Origin of the sequence: Micromonospora sp. KC721 (genome assembly GCF_004348355.1) — a bacterium.
Lineage (GTDB): Bacteria > Actinomycetota > Actinomycetes > Mycobacteriales > Micromonosporaceae > Micromonospora.
The window spans coordinates 13,177-35,166 of record NZ_SMJY01000015.1 but is presented as its reverse complement, the minus strand read 5'-3'; the positions used below and the strand labels follow the sequence as shown (position 1 = coordinate 35,166).

The window sequence follows — 21,990 nt, the reverse complement described above, 5'->3', positions numbered from 1 at the left end:
TCAGGCCGCCTTCTTGTCGAACCAGGCCCGCACGTCGGCGGGGTCGTATCGGAGGTGCCGGCCGACGCGGGACGCGCGGGGGCCGACGCGGCGGTGACGCCATTGGTAGAGGGTGCCGACGGGGATGCCGAGGAACGCCGATACGTCGTTGACGCTCCACAGGCGTTCGGTAGTGGTGGGGGTGGTCATCGGGGCTCCTTCCTGGCTTGCTGTCGGGCCGTTCGAATGCGGTCACCGATCGCGGTGGCGAGTTCGAGTTGCTCCGGCGAGTCGTAGCCGATGCCGAGGATCTGCCAGTCGTTGACGACCAGGACGTCGGTGTCATCGGGCAAACCGGCCTCAGTGAGCGCGGTCTGAAGCTGATGCGCGCGACGCTCCGCGCGAAGGTTCTTGAAGGTCGTGCTGTAGATCCGGGACTTGGTGAGGAAGTGGCCCCGGAAGCCGAGCATGTGCGCCCAGTGACGCAGCTTGAGATCGGTGTACTGGTCGAGGCCGCCGAGGTCCCACGCCGCCTGGATCATCGCCCGGTGGTGATCGGAGACCCGCAGTCGGTCGATGTGCATCTGCGAGCGGATACGCCGGTCTCCGGTCTCGGTCGCACCGGTGCCCTTGGTGGCGTACTTGGCGATGTAGCCGGCAAGCCGGGTATCGGCCACGGCCTGGTCCCCGTCGTCGTCTCCGTCATCGATGTCGACGTCGGTGGCGGTGATGTCCTTGACGTCGACCTGCTTGCCCCACCGCAAAGCCAGCGTGGTCCCATCGGGGCGGGCGGTCTCCAGCTGGACGAATGAAGCCGCGGTGCGTACCGCGTCGGCCAGGACGTCGGGGGTGAGCCATACCGGGGGTGCCGAGTCTGGACCGGTCGGGCCGTCGGCGCGGATGACGGCGTGGAAGTGGACCAGGCCGCGCCGTTGGTATTCGGCGACCTTGGCGTAGGAGATCCGTAGGTGCGCGCCGGATGCGCGGACGGTGAGGCCACCGGCGGCGGCGACGGCCCGGCGTAGGGCGATGGTGAACCGGTGCCAGAGTTGGCCGCTGTGTGCCTGCCACAGCACCGCCCCGGTGTAGTCGTACGAGTCCGGGTCGACCGGGCTACCCAGGAGCCGGTACCCGTCCGGGTGCCACTTGCCGCAGGAACAGGGCCGCTTGTCGGGCCGGTTGTGGACGGCACCGAACGACGGGGCGGTGAGGGTGACGAACAGGCGGGTGGACCGGGCCACGGTGTCGGGGACGCCTTTGCCGCCGGACATGCCCGCGTGGATCAGGTGCCAGGCGTCGGCGGCGTACCGGTCGGCGCAGGTCGGGCAGACCGCCGCGCGGCGCGTACCACAGGACGCCCACACTCGGCCCTGCCGTGAGGCGATCAGGTCACCGGTGCCGAGGTGGCGGACTTCGAACTTGCCGACAAGCCGGACCGGTTGCAGGCAGCCCTTGACGCTCTCGACGCCGGCGCGCCACTGCTTGTAGGCCGGGGTACGCATCCACTGCGCCAAGGCCGCTTCACCGTCATGAACGGGCCGAGGTGGTAATGCCATGGGGGTCTCCTCCGAAGACAGACCTGCCGTGCCCCGGAGCGAGGAGCACGGCAGGTCAGAGCGAGCGAGAGAAGGTACGAAGATCAGTGCGCGTAGCCGTTAGCCGTGACCGGAGCGAGCCGGTCAGCGACCTTCGACGCGATCGGCAGCGGTAGCCGGGTAGCGCGTTGAATGTCGACGGCGGTTACCGGAGCGGTTGAGCCGGCGACGAGTTGCCGGATCTGGGCTTGCATTCCGGCCGGGATGCCCAACCCGTCCAGCTCCACGGCGGCAGCCGGGACCGGTGCCGGGGTTTCTGCTGGGGCGGCCGGGGCCTCGATGGGTGCCGCCGGCGGGGTCACCGGTGACACGGCCGGGGGTGAGGCTTCCACCGGGGGAGCCGGAGTCTCGACCGGGGCGGCCGGGACCGGGTCGATGGGTTCCGGCGTGCTGTTCTCGGGTTTGGTGAGGGTGATGGCCCGGCGTGCCTGGGTGCATCGGGCTTGCACGATGGGCATGACTTCGGCGAGGAAGAACACGAGGACCGGCACCATGAAGTGCGCCGCGAGCATTCCCGCGCTGATCCCGCCTTCACGCGGCCACAGCGCCGGCACGACGTTCATCACGAGCGTGGAGCCGAGCAAGAACCGCTTCAGCCAGTCGACCGCCTTGGAGTCGATGTCGATGCCCCGGGCGATCATCGCGGCTTCCCATCGCAGGATCGTGATGAGGATGCCGACCAGGCAGGGTTCGACTCCCCAGCAGCCCCACCAGACCGGGTCGGCCGGGGTGAGGTGACCGGCGAGGAAGTCTTGGACGCCGGTGGTGGTGAACACCGACCCGACCGCCAGGAACACCCATAGGGATCGAGTGACGCTCACTCGGAGCCGTTCGATGTCCACGATGTCGAGCGCGGCGTCTTGCTCCAGGTCGTGAAGCTGCCGCGCCACGTCCAGGCGCTTGCTCAGCTTGCGAACCGGCCGAGGCGGTTTGGTAGCCCGCCGCATGTTCATCCCTGCCCCGCGTTGGCCAGTTCAGAGACCGGCCAGCCGGCGACACGGACGAGTTCGGCGATGTCGCTGTCGTCGCAGTACGCGGCCCGGACCCGCACGGGGGTTCGTGACCGCTGCTTGACGACGAAGCCGATCCCGGCCGAGTCCGGCACGTTTGGGATCTCGTCGGCCAGCGCGCCCCGGCGCCGCATGTCCTCACCAAGCACCATGTCAACGTGCCCGGCCGAGGTAGCCCGCAGGCACACCCGCAGGGAGAACAGGTCACGCTGCGGGATTACGTCCTTGGTGGGCTCCTGAAGCGCGCCGATCACGCTGCCGCCCAGCGCCCGAGCCTGAGACAGGATCAGCGGCAACGCGGCCTGAGCGCCCTTGGTCATGGACCGGTCTCCGTACCCGGTCACCGCGCCCAGCTCGTCGACGAGCAGGAGGTCCAGCGGGGTGTCCCGCGACATGGCGAAGGTTCGCCGGCCCTGTTCCGCCAAGACCTTTTTGCGGTCCTGCATCGTGGCCCAGAAGCCCTGGATGACTTCCACGATGTCGCCGTCGGTTTCGGCGTACCGGTGCGACACCGGCCGAAGGGCGTTCAACTCGGTGCCCTTGGGGTTGACCACGTGCAGGCGCACCAGGCCGTCACGGATCAGCGGAGCGCACGCCCGCGCCGCCATCCACGTCACCGAGTTCTTACCCGACCCGGTGGCACCGGCGACAAGCCAGTGTTGCCCGATCAGCGGCGCGTACCAGTCGGTGCCGTACTCGGTCTCGCCCAGGTACACCCGCGACAGGTCCACCGCGTCGGAGTCAGCCATCAGGTCCGGCGGGATGATCTGCTCAGTGAACGGCTCCGAGCGCTGCACGACCAACGCGATCACCTGAGGCCGGACCCGCTCGACGCCCACCCGCTCAGCAGACAGCCCGACGGCCAGGGCCTCAGCGGCTTCCTCCCACATCTTCGGCGTCTGCCCGAGCAACAACCGCACGTAGACCGTCTCCGTCGACGGCGAGTGCGACCGCACCCGGATGATCCGAGGGTGGTTAATCACCCCGGTGGTCCGGTGAACCGTCACCAGGTTGCACGCTTCCGTCACCCGGCCCCACCACGGCCCGAGGTAGGCCCGCGACAGCCACCGGCGACGCACCGCCCGCAACCGAGGGGCCGCCACCGTCGACCACGAATCCGGGTGACCCCGGTACCAGCCCACACCGGCCGCTACCGCACCGGCCAGCACACCACCCGTCGTCACCGGCCCGAACTCGACCACGCTGGCAGCGGCAGCGGCCGGAGTCGCCACGAAACCCGGGTGCCGCGCGGCCCACCCCGCGACCCGCCATTCCCACCCCTGAGTACGCTTACCCATTTCCCGCACCTACCTTCACCAGTTCGTATGCAATTCCGTCGCTACTGTTTTCGGGCAAGGAAAGGCCCGGATCGGATCACCAACCCGGGCTTTTCCGTCGAACAACTACCGTCAGCGAACCGCCGCGAGCATCTTTTTCGCGGTCGTCGTCGCCTGCTTCGCCTTGTCCGTCTCATCCATCCACGGTGTCGCCTCTTCGAGGAGGATCAACAGCACCGCCACCGACCGACGAAGCTCGTCGTAGTGCTTCATGTAGCGATACCGCTCCGGCATTCCCTTCATCGACCGCCGCAGCAGCCGCATCGCCTGATCAATACCGTCGTAGGTGTCACTGATCCGGTACGACATCAACTCACCTTCCACGGCTTAGCGATCAGGTCCGCCTCGTACGTCTTGACCCGCAGGTGAAACGCCCGCAGCGATTCCACGGCCTGCTTGTGTGCGTCCTCCAGGTCCTCGACCCGGGCAGCGAACTGGTACAGCGTCCCCGGCGGTGGCTCACACGCCTTAATCAGGCTGTTGACGCCATCCAGCAGCATCGCCAAGCCCTGCACGTTGCCCACCAGCGCCTCATACCTCGCCCGGCCGGTCCACGACTTCACAAGCTCCGGCACCAAATCCATACACCGCCCCTTCCCGGTCCGACCCACCCGAATCGGTGAGCACCACCCACCCCCGGAACAAGGCTCCAAGGGGCGGATAGAAACCACCGAGCCGTAGCTACTCCCGACCGGACAGACGCCACACCCGACGCACCCGACGCGCCTCACGACGCAGCAGGCCGTAATTCATCGACGCCGACGCAACCAGCAACACAATAAGAACAAGTTCAAGGTTCGACATAGCAACCTCCCTTCACATGTCGAAGCGAAAATGGCTGTTTTTAGGCAAGGTTGTATCCACTGTGTAATTCTCAATGAACAATCTGCCGATGATGCAACCTCACCGAGTTCGCATACCTTCGACATGAGCGCCCCGACCCGACTCGAACGGGTCACCCACCAGAAAGGGGCGGGGCCAAAGGCTCTTACGCGCCGACCGGCTTGAGGGCCTGCGCCTTCCACGACAACCCCGACCGACCCTCGTTCTCCCAGTGCGACACCGTCGGGCCGATCAGCTCGACCACGTCGCCCTCCTCGATCCCCTCCGGGACGGTCGAAAGAGTGATCTTCAGTTCCTCACCCTTGCCCCGGTAGCCGTCCTCCGTCGCCACCGGCTTGGCGAACACCGCCACGACGTACAGCGGGTCATCGGTCCCATACGCCGTCTTGACCTTGCCCTCCTGGTCCGTCTTGATCGACGGCTCCTCCACCACCCGCAGCTTGAAGCCAGCCAGATTCACCGGGATGTTCCGCATCTCGCTCGTTCTCCTTCGTCTCTTGGTGCTTGTGTCGTCGGTGAAATGGGCACTTTGGCCCTGATGAACCCTGCATCCGTTGTAACAGAGCGGATCAGCTTGGATCAGAGGCTAACAGTTTGGTTCAGTCTGCGTCAACTGATACACTCAGATTCACGTTAGTGACCTGTTGACCTGCGGAAACATCGACCTGCGAGGTTGGTTCGAGCACTCTTCGTGGCCGCAGGTCGTACGAGACAAGGAGTCCGATGAGCACCCAGGCAGACCCCCGAGGCGAGTTGCAGCGAGGGACGAGCGCGCTCGTCATCGCTCAGACCATCCGGAACGACATCCAGTCCGGGCGGTTGGCGCACGGGCGGCAGCTGCCCGGCACCAGGGCTCTTGCCGACTCCTGGAACACCAGCGTTGCCACGATCAATCGAGCAATGGCGATGCTGGCGGACGAAGGGCTCGTCATCAACCGGGCTCGTTCAAGCCGAATCGTGCACAACCCCGGCGGAACCCCGAACAAGTCAGGTCCCCGAGTAATCCTCATTGGAGGATATCCCGGATCGGGCAAGACGGAGTTCGGGCGCGTTCTAGCTCGTCAAACCGGCTGGGCGATTCTCGACAAAGACACAACAACACGGCCTGTGGTCGAAGCAGCGCTAGAGCGGTTGGGGCGGTCGCCCCACGATCGAGAGTCGGATACCTACTTGTCGGCAATCCGCCCTGCGGAGTACGAAGCCCTGACGGCTACCCTCACGGAAAATTTGCAGTGCGGGGTGTCGGTGGTCGTGACTGCGCCCTTCACCAAGGAGCTGCGAGATAAAGCATGGTGTGATCGTCTGGCCGCCTTGGTGGCGGAGCACAGCGGAACTCTCCAGGTTGTTTGGGTGTACTGCGATGCCGATACCATGCACACCTATATCCGTCGTCGTGGAGCCGCCCGGGATGATCACAAGCTTGGGAACTGGGCCAAGTACCTCGATGGCCTTGACCTTATGTTCGAGCCCAAGATCCCCTACGTAAGCGTCGACAACTCCGCAGGTGCTAGGCCGCTGCAGGAGCAAGCCAAGGAGCTGCTTAGCAAGATGGCCGCACTGTGAAAACGGGCCTGATCCTTTACGGTGCTCCCGCTACTGGCAAGGACACGGTAACCGCCGAACTTGTCAGCCGGAAGTCTCAGTTCGAGCACTTCAAGCGGCTGAAGGTCGGCCCTGGTAGGACCACGGGATATCGGATGATCAGTTCGAGACAAGCCGACGATCTACGCCAGAGGCCAGGTGAAATTCTGTGGGAAAACAGCCGGTATGGCGCGACATACTTCGTTGACCGTTCGGGACTAGAGCAGCTATGGGACTTAGGGCATTTACCCGTTGTACACCTTGGCCAGGTCGAAGCGGTCGAAGCGATAACCGGTGATGCGAAGAGTGGCGCGAACTGGACCGTAGTCGAACTGTACTGTCGGCCCGCGATACTCCGTGACCGCATTCGCTCTCGGGCCACAGGAGACGACGAACAGCGCTTCGCAGCCATCGAACAGACGCCGCGTCTACCTGAAGCAGACATCAGGATTGACACCGAGCTCGTATCGGCAACCGAGGCAGCCGAAATGATTGTTCGGCGGATCGATCGCAGCCTTGCCTAAGCCTGCGCTGTGGCCGAAGCATAGTGTGTTCAGACTTTCTTTACTTGGTCAAGGGCGGGCCGCAAGCGGCCCGCCGCCGCGCCAGCGCCGGGCCGCGCATGCGGCCTGGCGGCCGGTCACGTCCCGGCGCGCGCGGCGCGACATGCAAGTCGATGGAACACAACGCAGTAGCCAGCCGGACAGAACAGCGATGAGACGCCAAGGAACTGCCGGTGCCCGCCGAGAGGAGGTCCGAGACCGCGGCAGGGTTGACCGGCAAGTCCCAAGCATGTGGGCGGTGGCCGTGGCGGGACCGCAGTGGCTCGGGCGCGGAGTCGACCGCATCAATGTCCACGTGCCCTTCCTGCCTACGTGGGCTGTCAGGTCACCCGCGCACTTTCGGCACCCAGCCGTTGCTAACGTCCGGTGCGCGACGCGTCCGGCGGAGGCTGGAGATTGCGGGAAGAGTCGCCGACCGGAGGCTGGGGAACCCGACGGCGGGCAGTCACCCGCATGGACTCCACCGCGGCGGTGTGCCCGCCGATGGCGTAGATCCTCCTGCCGCTCGTGACCACCGCCCCTTCACTATGGGCGATGGTGGTGCCGGTGACCGTCTCCCAGGTGTCGGTGTCGGGTGAGTACACGTCCACCCGGGTGGTAAACACGCACTGTTCCCCTGGCGGGGCTTCGAGGTCCAACTCACAGCCCCCTATCACGTAGATGCGGCCGTCCGGGCCGGTCGTGGCTTCTACCCCAGCCCGCGGGCGGGGAAGTGGCGCGAGAGTCGTCCATGCGCCGGTGGCGGGCGAGTACGCCTCGACGACATCGAGGATGCTTCCGACACGGGCTCCTTGGCCGCCGATTGCATAGATCCGTCCGTCCGGTCCGCCTGCCACTCCCATTCCGTAGCGCGGCGCAGGCATCGGCGCTCCGGTGGCCCACCGGTCGACCGTCGGGTCGTAGATTTCGAGGGTAGCGAGCACGTCGTAGTAGCGCCCGCCAACGGCGTAGATGCGGCCGTCGGTGCCGGCTGCCGCGGCGAGCAATTGTCGTCCGGTGGGCATCGGCGCCACGGGCACCCAGTGGTCGTCGCCCGGCGTCAGGGCGAGCACGGAGCGGAGGAACACGCCCTCGCCGCCGGGAGAGCCGCCACCGATCGCGTAGATGCGCCCGTCTCCGCCGGTGGCAGCCGCGTGGCGGTATCTCCAGTGGGGCAGCGACGGACCGGCCTTCCACTGTCTCGTTCGAGGTGAGTAGACCTCCACGACTCCGGTCTTTGAATTGTCGGAGCCCCCGATCGCAAAAATCGACCCGTCCGGCGCCGTGGCCGCTGCCAGTGCGTAGCGAGGGCTCGACAGCGGGTCCTCCGCCCGCCACTCGACTGCGGGTCGGCCGCCCCTGCCCGCGGCACCGGCGACAGGTGACAGAATCTGGGCCATTGCGACGGCAATGGCGAGGCACAGTGTCCTACGTGGCGCGGCACGGCCGAGAATACGAGTTGTCGTCACGACTACGGCGCTCCCTTCGCGATGTGTCGGCGGGCGCTTCCGCTTTTCGGCAGGCTAACAGCCTGACGGACGCGACAACTGCGGGAAACCTGTCACTTTCCACCGAGAGCGAAAATTGCGCCGTGGCTAACTACTCCTAACGGAATGACGGTGGGCGCGGCCCTTGGGATATGAGGATTATTCTGCCTAAGGGCCGCGCTGTTCCTATACGGTCGGATCCGCCTGGAGCGGGTCGTGTTCGACCGGCTGTCCCGCCGCCGCGTTATCGCGACCGTCACCCCGGTCGTGCTTGCGGTGCCGCTCGCGTTTACCAACGCGTTGGCCGTCTCCCTCGCCGCCGCCGCAGTCCTGATCAGCGTGTCCAGGCTATGCGAGTCGCCCAGGAGCCGACTTACAGCCGCTCAGGGTCAGTTCAACTGCTCACCTGGGAGGGGAGGGGTGGCCGCCGGGGGCCAGCTTCGACCTCGGGAGCCGGGTCCGTGTCGGTCGAGGTTTAGGTCAACTGCGCCACTGTGGCGGTGTCCGTCGGGGGCGGGGTCCGCGACACGAAAGCCGACTAGTCGATCTATCGTGCGGGAATGACCTTGGGGGAGGACGGTCGTCGACGGCCGCGCCGGTGGGTGCTGTACCTCGCCGCCGGCCTGGCGCTGTGCGTGGCTGGTCCGGCCGCCGCCGGGGTGGGGTGGGTGGCCGTGAAGACGCACCAGGCGGACCAGGGGCAGCCGTCGCCGGACGCTGCGGCGAACGTGTTCATGCTGGCGGTGTCGTCGGGTGAGGAACTGGGCCTACGGTCGGCGCTGGCACCGCAACACCGTGACGAGCTGGTCAACGAGTGGCGCGAGATCCGGCAGGACATCAGCCGGACCGAACCGGCGGTGTCGAAGGTGACCGCAGCGGCTTTCGTTGTTGAACACCAGGACGACGACCGCGCCCAGGTCGTGACCGAGGTCCGGGCGGTGTGGTGGCCGACCGATGGCGGCGGACTCATGATGCACGGCAGTCCGTACCCGTGGCGGTTCGAGACTCGCCGTGATGACGGCGGATGGCGTGTGTGGTCGGTCGACCCACACCCATGGTGCGGGGGCCACGTCCGCGCCAGTGCTTGCGAGCAGCCGTAGGGCGTCCAGGACGTGATCCCGCTCGCTACCGGACGAGGCATTGAGCTGGGCGAAGACCGACCAGCCGCACGTAGATCTCTCGCTTGTCCACCGCGATGCCCCGGCTGTCCAGCACGTATCCGGTCAGCCAGGCCCAACCCTGGTAGGTGGGCTTTGGGCACACCGAGATCACTCGAAACAGGAAGCATTGGTCTACGAACTGCACCGAGGCTTCACGGGTGATCCAGAACTCCTGGCCAGGGGCCGGGGGCTGGACTTCGGTCATGGTGCCGTATCTCCTCGCCGGTGAGCCCTGCCCGGCCGAGCTGGAGGAGCTCAGCCGGGCAGGGGTACCGCCGCACCGGGGCGAGTTCGGGTTCTCTACGACCGGCACAGCGGGTTGGCCGCACCGTACCAAGCTTGGTCTACAGACGTCTAGGTACGTAGAAGGTCGAAGCGGCTCGTGTCGAGACTTCTAGCGTCAGGTTCATGGAGCCTGACCCGGACGCCGGCATCGACCACGGCGCGCCGCTGCCGCCCTATCGCCAACTGGCCGGCATCTTGGCGGCCCGGATTCGTCGCGGTGACTGGCAGCCCAACCGAGCCATCCCGTCCGAGTCTCAGCTGGTCCAGGAGTACGGCCTTGCTCGCGCGACCGTGCGACGCGCGATCGCCGTACTGGTGGATCAGGGCGTGCTGTTCGTGGTGCCGCAACGCGGGACGTTCGTCCGACCCGAGAGTCAGTAACCCCATCGATGCCCGGCGCAAGATCATCGGGCACAGATCCGGCACAACTGAGCCCGGAAAGGCCTGTAAAACGCCGAGAGGCAATGAGGGTTCCCGCCCTGGTCAGGGGCCAGATCTGCCCGATTCGGGACGATCTATCGGCGGCCTGCGGGATTCTGGGTTCGAGTCCCAGGCGGCCCACGCACTTCTCTGACCTGCGGTTCTTGGCCGTGCCGCAGTCGTCATGCGAACCGGTTGATCGAGGGTTCGAGTCTTTCCTGGCGAGTGAGCGATGCTGCATGCATAATGAATGCATGGTTGCTCTCCAGATTCGGGACGTACCGGAAGAGGTGCGGGACGCCTTGGCGGCCCAGGCCAAGGCGCGCGGGCAGTCACTCCAGGCGTACCTGCTGGAGTTGGTGGAGACGCAGGCTCGACGGCTGCGCAACACGGCGGCCCTTGATCGCTTCGCCGGCCGATCGGACGGTGCTCGCTCCCTGCCGGGGGAGAGTGCCGCCGAGTTGAATGACCAGCGTGAGCAGCGCGGACCGTGGGGAAGCGCCGCGTGATCGTGGTGGATGCGTCGGTTCTGGCCGATGCCCTGGTCGATGACGGGCCGGTCGGCGATGCGGCGCGGGCGGAGCTGACCGGCGATCCGCACTGGGCCGCGCCGAGTCATCTTCTGGTCGAGGTCATGTCCGTGGTCAGAGGCAAGGTCCTCGGGGGGAAGCTCGGCCTTGCTCGGGCGCAGGAGGCGATCGATGCCCTGCCCTCGTTGGTCATCGATGCGGTTGGTGTCGCGATGCTGCTTGACCGGATGTGGCAGTTGCGGGGCAATGTCACGGCGTACGACGCGGCTTACGTCGCGGCGGCGGAGTTGCTGGCCTGCCCACTCGTGACCGGTGATGGTCGGCTTGCCAAGGCCAGCGGTGTTCGCTGCGAGATCCGGCTGCTCGTGGCGTCCTGACGGTGGCCGCCCGAGGATCATCGGCCTGACGCCCTTGGACCGGCCGACCTGAGTGGAAGCGGATCACCGACGATCGTCGCACTGTGGTTCGCATGGCGGTACCTCCGCCCCCCGGCTACGACCTGCGGTACATCGGGTTCGAGCTGTGGATCGGCTCGTTCGAGTGCAACTCGACCTTCTGGTCGGACGCCTCGTGCACTCGCGCAACCCCATCGACGTGAGTCGATTGCGAAGGGTCGGTACGGTTCGAACGAGTGCGGGCGCCGCAGGAGGTACGAATGACCGTCTGGTGGATCCTCTACGGGCTGGCGGTCGGCGGTGGGCTGGTCACATCGGTGGCGATCGTTGTCCGCGACCGGCGGCCGCGTCCCGAGGTTGCTCGTTCGCTGGTCGCAGGCTATGGCAATGACGTGGACCTCGCGGTCCTGAGTGGCGGGATCGTCCGAGGCATCGATGTCGGCGTGGTCCGGATGATCGATGACGGACTGGTCCGGGCCGACCCGGGGCGGCTCGGCCTGACCCCGGCCGGCGAGGCGCGCCTAGCCGAGGCGTCATATCGCGACGACGGGCTTCGGCTGCTCGAAGCGGTCCGTGACGTCGGCGAGCGCGGCCTTGCCGCTGTCCGGGACCGGGCCCCGGTGGCGGGCCTACGGAGGGCGCTGGACCGGGCCGCCGTCGACCGGCTGATCGTTAGCCCGCGACGCCGGAAGTGGGAAGCGATGACGGTTGCCGCCCCGATGGGGGCCGGTGTCCTGGTCTTCCTCATCGGCATGTTGAGCACGGCCCGGACCTACCGGGAGTTCCAGGAACTGGAGTCGTCTCCCGGCCTCGGGCTCGCGATCTTCCTCGGTCTCATGGCAATGATTCCTGCCGCAGTCATCTACGTACGCAAGCACGGTTACACCGGACCCGACCCCACCACGACCCTGGGACGCGAGGTGCTGAGGCAGCTTGGTGACGGCCTACCGGCGCGTGCGGGTGAGGCTCCTCGGGTCGCGCTCGGCGGCTTGGCGGCAATCAGTGACGACGGGCTGCGCCGCAATCTCGCATCGGGAATCACCGACTCACGGTGGAACATCCGGCCGAAGCGCGACGACGTCACCGACGTGAACGCATCGTTCGCGGTGTATGCGATGGACGCAGGCGGGGACGGGGGGGCAGATGGCGACGGCTGACGGGTGGACATTGCTATCACCACGCTGTCGAGTCGCGAGTTCAACCAGGACACGGGCCGAGCCAAGATCGCAGCGAAGCGGGCCGGTCTTTATCACCGACCGAGGACGCTTGGATGCATGACCTCGCGGTTTGGACGTCTCAGTGGTCGGCGAATCGGCGCGAGACCAGCAAGGCCACCCCAACCAACTAACCCTCACCGCTGACTCCGACTCGCGTGAGCCTGCTGAATGCCGGGACGATCTTCGGGCCGGGCCGGGCCGGGCCGGGCCGGGTCGGCTATCGGCGGCGCGGCACGGGATTCCTGGCCAGGACGAGCTTCCCGCTGCGGCGAGCCGGGCCCGCGTAGCAGCATAAGGAGTTGCCTACGCTGGCGCGGCAGCGGTGTTGGGCGCCTGAGTCTCTGGAGCGGCTCGGTCAGGCGTAACGTCCGACGTAACTGGCGCGTACAGCGCTCAAGCGGGTGGCTGCAGTCGACCGTGACCTCGCACAGGCCGTTGCCAGGACTCACGGGAGGGATCGCACCCGGGCCCCAGGTGCGGCGTCGGGTAGTTTGGACAGCCTTCACGAGGGTCATCGACAGGAGACACCGTGTCGCACATCGAGATGGTCACCGGTGAACTGCGGGCCCTGATGACCGGTGTGGAAAAGGCCCAGGGGCTGGCCGCCGCCGCCGACGGCCAGGCGCAACAGGTGACGCTGCGTGCCGCGGGCGCCGGGTTCGCCGCGGTGGCGGCGGGCATGGCCCGGGTACGGGGTGCCATCGCGTCGATCCAGGCCGGGCTGGGCGGCCTCGCCGGATCGATCGGCGAGGCCACGAAAATGACCGCTGCCGTTGCCCGCGAAGCCACCCCCCAGGAAACCATCCGCGGACTGGCACCGGTCCAGGATCGGGTCGACAGCGCCCGTGAGGCGGCGGCTGCGGTCATCACCCAGGTCGGTGCGGCGCGGCAGCTCGCCGCCGTGGTGCTGCAGGGCGGGCAACCGGGGCCGCTGCTGCAGTCACTGGAGAACATCAAGCAGGTCCTGGTGTCAGTGGTCCAGCGTGCCAACTCCGCCCGGCAAGCCGTCGAGGTGGCCGTCGCCGAGGCCCGACAACTGGGCTCGGGAAACTGATCGGGGCTGGCGGCCCCAGACCGGCCAGCCGTTACCCTCACCCCTTTTGTGCCAGCCTGCGCTGGCTGGGCCGCGGTGTCCAGGAAGAAGCTCTCGACCCCGTTCGGCAGGGGAACGAGGACACGTTATGACCGCTTTCGATGAGAGGATTGCCGCGGCCCAGACATCCGCCCCGAAGGCGAGGAGCTGAAATGCCCGGCCCGACCATGCTGCCCCTGGACTGCGGCGTACCGCGATGACCATCCTGGACGCCCGGGCGCTCAACCGTGCGACGTTGGCCCGCCAGTTGCTGCTCGATCGTGCCGACCTGTCGGTGCCCGACGCGCTCGCCCACCTGTGCGGCCTACAGGCGCAGGAACCACAGGAACCGTTCGTCGGGCTCTGGTCCCGGCTGCGCGGGTTCGCGCCGGGGACGCTCTCGGAGTTGCTGACCCGGCGGCGTCTCGTCCGGACCCACCTGATGCGTCGTACCGTTCACCTACTCACCGCCGAGGACGCCCTGGCCTGGCGGACCCGCCACGACACGATGCTGCGCCAGCGCGTCCTCGGTGCCTACCGGCGACAGCTCGACGGGGTGGATCTCGACGAACTGGCCGCGGCGGGCCGGGCGGTGCTGGCCGACGGGGAGCCGCGTTCGATGTCCGCGCTCGCGCGGGCGCTTGCCGACCGTTGGCCGCAACCAGCGCCGCAGGCCCTGGGCGAGATGCTGCTCGCCCTGATTCCGATGGCGCAGCTGCCTCCGCGAGGGTTGTGGCGCACGAGCGCGGGGGTACGCAATCTGCCGCTGTCCACCTGGCTGGGACGCGACGTCGACCCCCCGGCTCCCGACGGTTCCGACCCGGTCGGCGCGGCGCTCGTACGGCGTTATCTTGCCGCGTTCGGTCCCGCCGCCAGCGCCGACCTGCGCGCCTGGTGCGGCCTCGCCGGACTGCCCACCGCGGTTGCCACGCTACGCGACCAGCTCGTCGGTTTCCGCGACGAGCGCGGCCGAGAGCTGCTGGATCTCCCGGACGCGCCGCGACCGGATCCCGACACACCCGCCCCGGTACGGTTCCTGCCCGCGTTCGACAACGTGGTCCTCGGGTACCACGATCGCAGCCGGATCATCGACGACCAGCACCGTGGGCTGTCGGTCACCGGTGCACGTCTCGTCCTGGTCGATGGCCGGGTGGCCGGCACCTGGGACGTCGCGGCGGGCACCGTCATGGTCACTCCGTTGCGCGGCTTCTCCCGTGGTGAACGCACCGCCGTGACCGAAGAGGGACGGAGGTTGGCGGCATTCCTCTCCGACGGCGAGAGTCACCGCGTACAGGTTGCGGCGTCTTCGCCCTGACGCGCGCGAGCCTGCTGCACCGTTCGTCACCTTTTGCCCCCTGGCGGCGGCAACCATGATCGTTTTATCATTTCCCATGATCAGTGCCAAGGTAGGCAATTTGCCCTCCCCCCGCCGGGCGGGACGGTTCGCCGCCGCGTTCCTCGGAGCGGCCGTGTTCCTCGGTCTGGGGGTGGTGCAGGCGGGGCCGGCCCACGCGATCGCCAACGGGCAGCCGGTTCCCGAGGGCAGCTACCGTTTCTCGGTCAAACTGACGATGACCGGTATCCCCACCGCCAACGGCGGACGGCGCAACAGCGCCTGCTCGGGCGCGCTCATCCACCCCTCCTGGGTCATCACCGCCGGCCACTGCTTCCGCGACGTCAACGGGGTGCGGGTGGAGCGGCCGGTGGCCGACCTGACCACCGCCACGGTGGGTCGCGCCGACCTGTCCGGCACGAACGGCCACGTGGCCACCGTTGTCGCGGTCCGGCAGTCACCCACCAACGACATCGCGCTGGTCCGGCTCGACACGCCGATCACCGACATCCAACCGCTGCGGTACGTCCGCACGACGCCGCAGGTCGGGCAGGTGCTCCGCATCACCGGTTACGGCGCGGACAACTCGGAGAACCCTCAGCCGTCGACGATCCTGCGGACCGGGCAGGTCAAGGTCGCCTCGGTGGCGACCTCGACGCTCGGGGTGACCGGTTACGCGCCCGCGCCGGACACGAGCGCCTGCCCGTACGACTCGGGCGCGCCCTACTTCGCCGAGAGCAAGGGCAAGCGCCCCGTCCTCGTCTCGGTCGAGAGCACCGGGCCGAACTGCCCGCACGCGGACGTCGAGACGACCTCCCGGGTCGACACGATCGTGCCCTGGATCAAATCGGCGATCGGCGGCTGAGGGCGGCCCTTCCGGTGACACTCTGGTCAGGTGCCAGCCAGGTTCGGCCCTAACAGCACCATCACCTGCCTCGGGTGTCACCGGGAGAGCCGGTCCCCGGTCGCCGTCGCATCCGCACCGGCTACCGTGCTGTGCGTGCGGCTACTCCTGGTCGAGGACGACGTGCGGATGGCGGCTCTGCTCAAGCGCGGACTCGAGCGGGAGGGCTACGCCGTCGACCTCACCGTGACCGGGCAGGAGGCCCTGCGGGCCGGCACGCAGTTCCCGTACGACGGGGTGGTGCTGGACGCGATGATTCCGGCGCCGGACGGGTTCGAGGTGTGCCGTCGGCTCCGCCAGGCCGACCGGTGGATGCCGGTGATCATGTTGACCGCCCGTGGCGCGGTCGACGACCGGGTACGCGGGCTCGACGCCGGCGCCGACGACTACCTGCTCAAGCCGTTCTCCTTCGCGGAGCTGTTCGCGCGGCTGCGGGCGCTGCTGCGCCGTGACGTCGGCGAGCGTCCGGTGGTCCTGGCCGCGGGTGACCTGCGGCTCGACCCGGCCAGCCGGGAGGTCAGCCGGGGTGGGGTCGCGGTGTCCCTGTCGGCCCGGGAGTTCGCGCTGCTGCATCTGCTGCTGCGGCGCAAGGGGGAGGTGCTCAGCCGGACGGCGATCCTGGAGCACGTGTGGGAGTCCGCCTACGACGGCACCTCCAACATGGTGGACGTCTACATCCGCTTCCTGCGGGCGAAGGTGGACCGGCCGTTCGGGCGGTGCGCAATCGAGACCGTACGGGGGACCGGCTACCGGCTGCGCCCGGACGGCGGCTGACCGGCATGCCGCCGTGGTCACTGCGCGCACGCCTCGCGGTGGTGGCGGCGCTGGGATCGGTGCTGGTGTTGACCGTCGGGTCGCTGCTGCTCTATCAGGATCTGAGCAACCACCTGAGCACCGCGATCAGCAACGAACTGGCGGTGGCCGTCGACGACGTCTCCGCCGGTGCCGCATCCGGCGAATCCACCCTGGTGACCGTCCAGCTGATCGAGATCGACGGGGACGTGCGAATGCCGGCCGGCGCGGAACCGCTGCTGACCCGGGATGAGCTGACCCGGGCGAGCCGGGACCAGATTGTGGTGAACCGTCCCGTTCCCGGAGTGGGCGCCGAAGCCCGGTTGCTCGCCCGCCCGGCCGGCACGGCAGGTGGCGGGCAACTGGTCGCCGTCGCGGCGACCGGCACCACACCGCTGACCGAGGCCCGGCACCGGTTGGTGGTCGTGCTGGCGTTCGCCGGGCCGGTGTTGACCGTCGCGGTGGGGGTCGCGGCGTGGCTGCTGACGGGGGCGGCGCTGCGGCCGGTGCGCCGGATGGCGGACGAGGCGTCGACGATCTCCGCCGCCCAGGTGGGTCGCCGCCTTCCGGAGCCGGCCGGCACGGACGAGATCGCCGCGCTGGGCCACACTCTCAACGCCATGCTGGAACGCATCGAGAAGGCCGTCGCCAACGAACGCGCCTTCATCGACGACGCCGCGCACGAGCTACGTACCCCGATCGCCGTGCTCCGCGGTGAGCTGGAACTCACCAGCGGCGAGGAACTGCCGGAGCCGGTCGCGGAGAGCCTGGCCAACGCGCTGGAGGAGACCGATCGGCTGACCCGGCTGGCGGAGAACCTGCTGACCCTGGCGCGCGCGGACGCGGGTCAGCTCGGGCCGGGCGAAGCCACCAGCGACCTGTTCGCCACCGCCCGGGCCACCGTACGGCGGGTGGTGCACCGTAAGGAGGTCCGCGTCGAGGTACGGGGGGAGCCGCTACTCGTCCGGGGCGACGCGGAGTGGGTCGGGGCCATCATCGGCAACCTGGTCACCAACGCCGACCGGCACGCGCGGAGCCGGATCCTGGTGACTGTCACGCAGGCCGATGGGTGGGCCCGGCTGGTGGTCGCGGACGACGGCCCGGGCTTCCCGCCCTCGTTGCTGCCGCGCGCGTTCGACCGGTTCGCGCGGGGCGAGGGCACCCGGGGCCGCCCAGGTGGCGGTGCCGGCCTCGGGCTGGCGATCGTCGCGTCGCTCACCGACGCCCTCGGCGGTGCGGTCACCGCCGGCAACGGCCCGCCGTTCGGCGGCGGCCGGATCGTGACCGATCTGCCGTTGGCCGTCCCGCCGCCGGCCCACGAGAGGTGAGCGGATGGGTGGTGGGCCACCGCTTTTAATCGTTCTTTCATATTGTCTGTCAGATCACGGTCCCATTCGCGCGCGCTTCTTGGCCGGGAAAGCCGACCGGGTTTAGTTTCATGGCCATGGCTGACACCTCCCTTTTTACGGGAAACCTTCACCGGCGTAACGTGATGCGTCTACTCATGGCCGGCGCCGCCAGCGCGACGCTCGCCGCCTGCGCCTCCACCACCGACCGCGCCACCGCCGCGGCGGCAACCACCGGCTCCACCCCGAGCGCCGCGGCCAGCGAACCCCCGGTGACCAACCCCCAGCAGGCGATCGACCGACTGGTGCAGGGCAACGCGCGGTTCGTCAGCGGGCAGATGCGGCATCCCCGTCTCGGCACCGACTACCGGGCTCAGCTGGCCAAGGGGCAGCACCCCTTCGCGCAGGTCCTCACCTGCGCCGACTCCCGGGTCGCCCCGGAGTTCGTCTTCGACCAGGGCCTCGGTGACCTTTTCGTGGAACGCAACGCCGGCAACATCGCCGACGCGGTGGTCGTGGGGAGCATGCAGTACGCGGTGCACGAACTGAAGGTGCCGCTGATCCTCGTGCTCGGGCACCAGAAATGCGGTGCGGTAACCGCCGCCGTGGAGGCGGTCGAGAAAAACAGCAAGCCGACCGGCACCGATCTGGATTCAATTATCACCGCGATCCGACCGGCCGTGGAGAAGGTGAAGCATTCCGGCGGCGACCTGGTCGACCAGGCGGTACGCCAGCACGTCGCCGACATGGTCGCCCGGCTCCGCGCCAAGCCGGTGCTCCAACCCGCGATCAAGGCCGGGGCGCTCCAGGTGATCGGCGGCCGGTACGCCCTCGACTCCGGGAAGGTCGAGATCACCGTCCAGTGATCGTGGTCGGCTCGGGACGCGGGGCTGATCCCGGTGGCAGCCGGGTCGGCGCGGCATCCCGAACCGTCCCGCGTGTCGCTGGCGCGGCATCCCGAACCGTCCCGCGTGTCGCTATCGGGTCGCGGCCACCGGCGTCCGCTCGGGCGTCCGGCCCTTCAACAGGCGACCCACGGTGATCGGGCCGGCCAGAGCGATGAACACCGCCAGGGCGGCGGGGACCAGCAGGCCTACGGTGAGGTCGGTGGCCTCGGCGAGGTAGCCGATCGCGGCCGGGCCGAGCAGCAGGCCGGCCGAGCCGGAGATCGAGATCAGGGCGATGTGCGAGGGCGGTCCTCCGGCCTCGCCCATCGCGCTGAACAGCACCGGAACGACCACCGCGATCCCGCAGCCGGCGAGGATCCAGCCGGCCCACGCGAGGGGTAGCCCGCCGGCCGCACCGGAGACGAGCACGAGCGCGTACCCGGCGGCGGCCAGGGCTCCCGCGCTCAGCAGGGTGCGACCGGGTCCGAGCCTGGCGCGGATCGGGTCGCCCAGGAGACGAAAGACCGTCATCGCGCAGGCGAACACCGTGTACGACAGTGGCGCGAGCGCGTCGTCGGCCCGCAGGACGCGTGCGGCGTGCAGGTTGGCCCAGTCGATCGCGCCCGATTCGATGAGGTGGCCGCCGAGGCCGAGGACGAACATCGCGCCGAGCAAGCCCACGCCGATACGGACGGTGCTCGCGGGTGTGGCCCGACCGGCACCGTCGGCCTGGACCGGTGGCGGCAGCAGCGGACGGGTGCACACGGCGAAGACGGCGGTGCAGGCCAGCGCGGCGATCACCAGCATGACCTGGCTCCCCAGCCCGAGGGTGAGGCCGAGCGAGGTGAGCGCGCCGGCGGCGGCTCCGCCGAGGCTCCAGAAGCCGTGGAAGGACGAGATCACGGGCCGCTGGTAGTAGCGCTCCAACTCGACGGAGTGGGCGTTGAGCCCCACCTCGACGAACCCGACGCCGAAGCCGTAGACCGCACCGCAGATCAGGAGGGTTTCGTAACTCGGCGCGAGTGCGGGGGCGATGAGGACCAGTTGGGTGGCGGGGCCTGTTGCGCGCAGCAGACCCCGGGTGGTGATCCGGCCGGCGAGCTTCCCGGCGGCGACCATGGTGATCAGCCCGACGACCTGGATGAGCAGAAGCAGAGTGCCCAGGCGTGCCTCGCCGAGGTGGAGGCGGCGGTCGACCGAGGGAAGGGCGGCGGCCCAGGCCCCCATGACGAAGCCCGAGGTCGCGAAGGCACCGAAGAGACCGACGCGGGCGCGGCGCAGGGCGTGGCTGTCGGGGTTCATGTCCGTCCTTGAAGCGCGGTTTTGTTCTTGGTGAGAACTTAACGCCTGGCGAGGTTGCCGTCGAGGGTTTTGTTCTCGGCGGAGACATAAGCCACCATGGGTGCGACGCCGACGAGGAGGAACCGCCTGCCATGCCACAGACCATGACGAGCGCGGACCTGCGCGTACACAACCAGGCTCGCCTGCTGCGCGCCGTCCACGACGCCGACGCGCCACCCACCCGCGCCGACGTCGCCCGACTACTGGGCATCGGCCGCAACACCGCCGCCGCCCTCGTTGGTGAGCTGGCGGCCGCCGGGCTGTTGCACGAGGCTCCCGCACAGGTCACCGGCCGGGGCCGACCCACGACGCTGCTACTTCCCCACCCGCACGGGCCCGTCGCCCTCGCCGCGGACATCCGCGAGGACACCTGGACCCTCGCGCGGATCGAGTTGGGGGGGCGGCTCACCGCACTGGACAGCGGCGAGCACGACCGGACACCGGCGGTGTTCGACGACATCGGCCGGGCGATACGGCGACACGCCAGCGACCGGCTCGCCGCGCTCGGCATCGCCATCGCCGGGCCGATCCAGGACGGCCGCCGCCTGCACATCTCCCATCTGGGCTGGGACGACGTGGACCTCGCCGAGCATATCGGCGACGACTGGCCGCCGACGGTCGTCGACAACGACGCCCGGCTCGCCGGGCTCGCCGAAGCCAGGCGCGGAGCGCTGCGGGCAACGGGGACCGCGCTGCACTTCCACATCGACTTCGACATCGGCGGGACCCTGCTGCTGCGCGGCGACGCCCAGCGCGGCGCACACAACATCGCCGGGGAGTTCGGGCACCTGCCGCTCACCGGCTCGGGATTGCGGTGCATGTGCGGTGTTCGGGGCTGCTGGAGCCTGGACGTCGGCACCAACGCGCTGCTGCGGCGACTCGGCCGGGAATCCGGCTACGGAACCGGGCGGGCACTGGGCCGGGAGATTCTGGCCCGCGCCGAATCCGGCGAGGCCGAGGCGGGCCGGGCGGTCGACGACAACGCGGTCGCCCTCGGACGCGGGCTCGGTGCGCTGACCAACGCCCTCGACCCCGAAGCGATCACGCTCTCCGGACTGGGGGTGGAGCTGATCCGGTTGCGGCGCAGCCTGATCGAACGCGCCTGCGCCGAAGGACTGATGGCGTTCCGGCGGGCCCGGCCGCCGCGCATCCTGGCCGGGACGGTCGGCGAACTCGGCCCGCTGCGCGGCGCGGCCGAAATCGCCTTCGACGCCGTTTTGAACCCCGAGTGGCTGCGAACGCGGCTGTAGCGTGAAGGCGGCCAGCAGCTCAGCGCCTGTCGGCCGGTCCGGGCCGCGCGGGCCGGTCAGCGTTCGCGCATGACCAGTAGCTCTCGCCCGACGCCCGTATCCCACCTGGGCCGAGCACGGCCCCCACAAGGGGGAGGAAAACGTCCCCGCTTCGTCACCTGTCGGCCGCCTCCGCGCCCTGGTTCTCTCACGGACGACACATCACCACGGAAAGCAGGCTGACATGTCGATACTCCGTCGAACCCTCGCCGCCACGGGCGCGCTCCTCGCCGCCGGCACCATCACGCTGGTCGACGCCGCCCCGGCAATGGCCAGCACGCCGCCGAGCTGCGGCAACGTCAGCCAGATCGGCACCACCCGGGTGCTGACGATGGGCGGGATGCAGGCCGCATCGGTGAAGCAGTTCTACGGCTGTGGCTACAACTACGCCTACATCTACGTCTGGGAGCAGTACCGCAACACCCACTCCAACTGGGATCTGTACGTCCACGTGGTCAACCACAGTGACAGCGGCAACGACTACGGCGCGGCCCGGCTCGACAACACGACCCGGGCGGAGCTGTGGGGCCCGCCGGCCGACACGGCCCGGTCCTGCACCCACGTCACCGGCTACCTGAACAGCACGGGCGGCTCCACCAGCAAGGTCTGCTGACCTGGTCGTCACGACCCGAGCCCGTCGGATGC

The 21,990-nt window shown here is 68.7% G+C and carries 25 protein-coding genes; 15 read left to right on the top strand and 10 right to left on the bottom strand.

Annotated elements, in window-relative coordinates:
* From E1182_RS04845 to E1182_RS04815, 7 genes are all read right to left on the bottom strand, one after another.
* Nucleotides 1-189 carry an AlpA family transcriptional regulator gene (locus E1182_RS04845; RefSeq protein WP_132261415.1) on the bottom strand — a complete coding sequence of 63 codons (189 nt, stop codon included), beginning with the start codon at nucleotides 187-189 and terminating at the stop codon, nucleotides 1-3.
* A complete protein-coding gene (locus E1182_RS04840) occupies nucleotides 186-1,481 on the bottom strand; it encodes a replication initiator (protein ID WP_132261433.1) in 1,296 nt (431 codons plus the stop codon). The genes E1182_RS04845 and E1182_RS04840 overlap by 4 nt, the downstream gene beginning before the upstream one ends.
* A gap of 137 nt (nucleotides 1,482-1,618) precedes the next feature.
* A complete protein-coding gene (locus E1182_RS04835) occupies nucleotides 1,619-2,521 on the bottom strand; it encodes a hypothetical protein (RefSeq protein ID WP_243706035.1) in 903 nt (300 codons plus the stop codon).
* Nucleotides 2,522-2,523: 2 nt separating this feature from the next.
* Nucleotides 2,524-3,612 (bottom strand): FtsK/SpoIIIE domain-containing protein, encoded by a 1,089-nt coding sequence (locus E1182_RS04830; protein ID WP_132261432.1) that lies wholly within the window; start codon nucleotides 3,610-3,612, stop codon nucleotides 2,524-2,526.
* 381 nt (nucleotides 3,613-3,993) lie between these two features.
* Complete coding sequence (locus E1182_RS04825) at nucleotides 3,994-4,230, bottom strand: hypothetical protein (protein ID WP_132261413.1); 237 nt, start codon at nucleotides 4,228-4,230, stop codon at nucleotides 3,994-3,996.
* On the bottom strand, nucleotides 4,230-4,505 hold the full coding sequence (locus E1182_RS04820; protein ID WP_132261412.1) for a hypothetical protein: 276 nt from the start codon (nucleotides 4,503-4,505) through the stop codon (nucleotides 4,230-4,232). The genes E1182_RS04825 and E1182_RS04820 overlap by 1 nt, the downstream gene beginning before the upstream one ends.
* Before the next feature lie 404 nt (nucleotides 4,506-4,909).
* Complete coding sequence (locus tag E1182_RS04815) at nucleotides 4,910-5,239, bottom strand: hypothetical protein (RefSeq protein ID WP_132261411.1); 330 nt, start codon at nucleotides 5,237-5,239, stop codon at nucleotides 4,910-4,912.
* 248 nt (nucleotides 5,240-5,487) lie between these two features.
* Between E1182_RS04815 and E1182_RS04810 the strand changes: the two genes are divergently transcribed.
* Nucleotides 5,488-6,327, top strand: coding sequence for an AAA family ATPase (locus E1182_RS04810; RefSeq protein ID WP_132261410.1), 840 nt, complete (start codon nucleotides 5,488-5,490; stop codon nucleotides 6,325-6,327).
* Nucleotides 6,324-6,869: a kinase gene (locus tag E1182_RS04805; RefSeq protein ID WP_132261409.1), complete on the top strand. Its 546-nt coding sequence runs from the start codon at nucleotides 6,324-6,326 to the stop codon at nucleotides 6,867-6,869. The genes E1182_RS04810 and E1182_RS04805 overlap by 4 nt, the downstream gene beginning before the upstream one ends.
* Before the next feature lie 395 nt (nucleotides 6,870-7,264).
* On the opposite strand, the gene E1182_RS04800 is transcribed toward E1182_RS04805, so the two are convergent.
* Nucleotides 7,265-8,287 (bottom strand): kelch repeat-containing protein, encoded by a 1,023-nt coding sequence (locus E1182_RS04800; RefSeq protein ID WP_132261408.1) that lies wholly within the window; start codon nucleotides 8,285-8,287, stop codon nucleotides 7,265-7,267.
* 647 nt (nucleotides 8,288-8,934) lie between these two features.
* On the opposite strand from E1182_RS04800, the gene E1182_RS04795 reads away from it, so the two are divergent.
* Nucleotides 8,935-9,474 carry a nuclear transport factor 2 family protein gene (locus E1182_RS04795; RefSeq protein ID WP_132261407.1) on the top strand — a complete coding sequence of 180 codons (540 nt, stop codon included), beginning with the start codon at nucleotides 8,935-8,937 and terminating at the stop codon, nucleotides 9,472-9,474.
* A gap of 25 nt (nucleotides 9,475-9,499) precedes the next feature.
* Here E1182_RS04795 and E1182_RS04790 read toward each other — a convergent pair whose 3' ends face one another.
* Nucleotides 9,500-9,739, bottom strand: a complete 240-nt coding sequence (locus E1182_RS04790; RefSeq protein ID WP_132261406.1) for a hypothetical protein — start codon at nucleotides 9,737-9,739, stop codon at nucleotides 9,500-9,502.
* 203 nt (nucleotides 9,740-9,942) lie between these two features.
* On the opposite strand from E1182_RS04790, the gene E1182_RS04785 reads away from it, so the two are divergent.
* From E1182_RS04785 to E1182_RS04725, 10 genes are all read left to right on the top strand, one after another.
* A complete protein-coding gene (locus E1182_RS04785; RefSeq protein WP_132261405.1) occupies nucleotides 9,943-10,200 on the top strand; it encodes a GntR family transcriptional regulator in 258 nt (85 codons plus the stop codon).
* Between the two features lie 293 nt (nucleotides 10,201-10,493).
* A complete protein-coding gene (locus E1182_RS04780) occupies nucleotides 10,494-10,748 on the top strand; it encodes a hypothetical protein (protein ID WP_027656217.1) in 255 nt (84 codons plus the stop codon).
* A complete protein-coding gene (locus E1182_RS04775) occupies nucleotides 10,730-11,146 on the top strand; it encodes a type II toxin-antitoxin system VapC family toxin (protein ID WP_132261404.1) in 417 nt (138 codons plus the stop codon). The genes E1182_RS04780 and E1182_RS04775 overlap by 19 nt, the downstream gene beginning before the upstream one ends.
* 335 nt (nucleotides 11,147-11,481) lie before the next feature.
* Nucleotides 11,482-12,321, top strand: a complete 840-nt coding sequence (locus E1182_RS30870) for a hypothetical protein (protein ID WP_165942513.1) — start codon at nucleotides 11,482-11,484, stop codon at nucleotides 12,319-12,321.
* Nucleotides 12,322-12,910: 589 nt separating this feature from the next.
* A complete protein-coding gene (locus E1182_RS04755; RefSeq protein WP_132261401.1) occupies nucleotides 12,911-13,435 on the top strand; it encodes a DUF6244 family protein in 525 nt (174 codons plus the stop codon).
* Nucleotides 13,436-13,670: 235 nt separating this feature from the next.
* Complete coding sequence (locus E1182_RS04750; protein ID WP_132261400.1) at nucleotides 13,671-14,768, top strand: winged helix DNA-binding domain-containing protein; 1,098 nt, start codon at nucleotides 13,671-13,673, stop codon at nucleotides 14,766-14,768.
* A 76-nt stretch (nucleotides 14,769-14,844) separates the two neighbouring features.
* The gene (locus E1182_RS04745) at nucleotides 14,845-15,651 is read left to right on the top strand and encodes a trypsin-like serine protease (RefSeq protein ID WP_132261399.1); all 807 of its coding nucleotides are present in this window, start codon (nucleotides 14,845-14,847) and stop codon (nucleotides 15,649-15,651) included.
* Nucleotides 15,652-15,786: 135 nt separating this feature from the next.
* The gene (locus E1182_RS04740; protein WP_132261398.1) at nucleotides 15,787-16,464 is read left to right on the top strand and encodes a response regulator transcription factor; all 678 of its coding nucleotides are present in this window, start codon (nucleotides 15,787-15,789) and stop codon (nucleotides 16,462-16,464) included.
* A 5-nt stretch (nucleotides 16,465-16,469) separates the two neighbouring features.
* On the top strand, nucleotides 16,470-17,810 hold the full coding sequence (locus E1182_RS04735) for an ATP-binding protein (protein WP_132261397.1): 1,341 nt from the start codon (nucleotides 16,470-16,472) through the stop codon (nucleotides 17,808-17,810).
* Between the two features lie 164 nt (nucleotides 17,811-17,974).
* On the top strand, nucleotides 17,975-18,694 hold the full coding sequence (locus E1182_RS04725) for a carbonic anhydrase (RefSeq protein WP_165942512.1): 720 nt from the start codon (nucleotides 17,975-17,977) through the stop codon (nucleotides 18,692-18,694).
* 111 nt (nucleotides 18,695-18,805) lie between these two features.
* On the opposite strand, the gene E1182_RS04720 is transcribed toward E1182_RS04725, so the two are convergent.
* The gene (locus E1182_RS04720; protein WP_165942511.1) at nucleotides 18,806-20,017 is read right to left on the bottom strand and encodes an MFS transporter; all 1,212 of its coding nucleotides are present in this window, start codon (nucleotides 20,015-20,017) and stop codon (nucleotides 18,806-18,808) included.
* Between the two features lie 143 nt (nucleotides 20,018-20,160).
* Between E1182_RS04720 and E1182_RS04715 the strand changes: the two genes are divergently transcribed.
* Both E1182_RS04715 and E1182_RS04710 read left to right on the top strand, forming a co-directional pair.
* The gene (locus E1182_RS04715; protein ID WP_165942510.1) at nucleotides 20,161-21,306 is read left to right on the top strand and encodes an ROK family protein; all 1,146 of its coding nucleotides are present in this window, start codon (nucleotides 20,161-20,163) and stop codon (nucleotides 21,304-21,306) included.
* A 223-nt stretch (nucleotides 21,307-21,529) separates the two neighbouring features.
* Nucleotides 21,530-21,958 (top strand): hypothetical protein, encoded by a 429-nt coding sequence (locus E1182_RS04710; RefSeq protein WP_132261392.1) that lies wholly within the window; start codon nucleotides 21,530-21,532, stop codon nucleotides 21,956-21,958.
* The last annotated feature ends 32 nt before the right edge of the window (nucleotides 21,959-21,990 follow it).